The sequence below is a fragment of the Mycobacterium sp. genome, from assembly GCF_039583805.1.
Classification (GTDB): Bacteria; Actinomycetota; Actinomycetes; order Mycobacteriales; family Mycobacteriaceae; genus Mycobacterium.
The window spans coordinates 12,992-14,298 of sequence record NZ_JAVKSH010000096.1; the positions used below are offsets into that span (position 1 = coordinate 12,992).

The following is a 1,307-nucleotide window of genomic DNA, read 5'->3' on the forward strand; positions in this document are numbered from 1 at the left end:
CGCCGTGAGGTCGGCGCGCACAGCCGCTCAGGCGACGCAAGGGGTGCAGTACACCCTGGATGCCCCGGTGAACGCCTCCGCGGGCACCGGGAAAAGCTCGCGACATCCGGAACCCGCCGACACTCAGATCGGTAGTCGACGGATGCGTATTGTTTTCTCTCCGGGCACAACGGCGGCCCATCCTCGAGATCGTCCTGCACTACCGGAAGGTTAGCGATGGGCAGGCGAGCTTGTTGGGCCGCTCGTCGACCGACTGCACGGCGAATCAGAACAACCGACGGCTTGCTGGCACCCAACCGAGCCAACACGGTACGAAAATCCGTATCAGCGCTGATCAACACACGCTCCTCGGCGGCGGCCACCGCCAGGACCACGTCGTGGACGATGGCTGTGCGCACCACGGCCGATACGGGTAGGCCGCGGCGGTACGTAGCCGGGTCATCTCATCGTCGGTGAGGCGCACGGTGAGGGTTTGGGTCTTTCCGCGGTTGGGGTGGGTGGCCGGTCCGATGGCGTTGGAGAGTAGCTTGACTAACCCATCACGTACTGCCATTGTTAGTACATGGCCGTCATGAAAGATAACCGCTTGCAGCTGCGCGTCGACGCGGCGTCGAAGCGTCGGCTGGAAGTGGCTGCAAGTGAGGCGCATCTGAGTGTGTCGGCGTTCATACTGCAGGCCGCCAGCCAGGCTGCCGACGAGCTGTTAGCCGAACGACAAATCATCCACCTACCGCCCAACACGGCGGCGGCATTCACCGAGGCTCTTGACCGTCCGGCGCAGGTGAATGAGCGGCTGGTGGCCGCATTGCAGCGCCCACAGAAGTTCAGCTGGCTGGACTGAGTGGAGTTCTACCGGCCGACGCTGCTAGATCCGGGCAAGCACCAGCGCGACAGGTTCGCCTCGGGTGAGCCATCATTGGACGAGTGGCTACGCCGCTACGCGGGCCAAAATCGACGCGGCAACACCGCCGCGGTATGGGTGATAGCTGACCGCGACTACAAGGTGGTCTGCTACGCGACTTTGTCGATGGCCTCGGTGGATCGCTCGGCCAGCCCCGGACCTTTGGCGAAGGGGGCCCCGATGCAGGTTCCTGCGCTGCTCGTCGGCCGGCGAGGAACCGACGTGGGTGCGAGCGGAATTGGGCTCGGCACCCAAATGGTTAAGCACATCTTGGCGACGGCGGCCGAGCTCAATCTGAAGGCAGCGTGTCGAGCAGTTGTGGTCACCGCGCTTAACGCAACGGCGTTTCGGTGGTGGCAGCGGTTTGGCTTTGATCCGCTGGATGCCGACGACGCGACAAACCTAG

General features: G+C 64.0%; 2 protein-coding genes. Both read left to right on the top strand.

Going from position 1 to position 1,307, the window contains the following annotated elements; translation table 11 throughout:
* The first annotated feature begins 562 nt into the window (after nucleotides 1-562).
* A complete protein-coding gene (locus ABDW21_RS13235; protein ID WP_343602053.1) occupies nucleotides 563-841 on the top strand; it encodes a DUF1778 domain-containing protein in 279 nt (92 codons plus the stop codon).
* Nucleotides 842-1,307, top strand: a 466-nt coding sequence (locus tag ABDW21_RS13240; RefSeq protein ID WP_343710546.1) for an N-acetyltransferase, incomplete at its 3' end; no start/stop codon positions are given.

Coding starts and splice junctions, on each gene's coding strand:
- ABDW21_RS13235 (WP_343602053.1), top strand. CDS start 563: ATGGCCGTCATGAAAGATAACCGCTTGCAGCTGCGCGTCGACGCGGCG.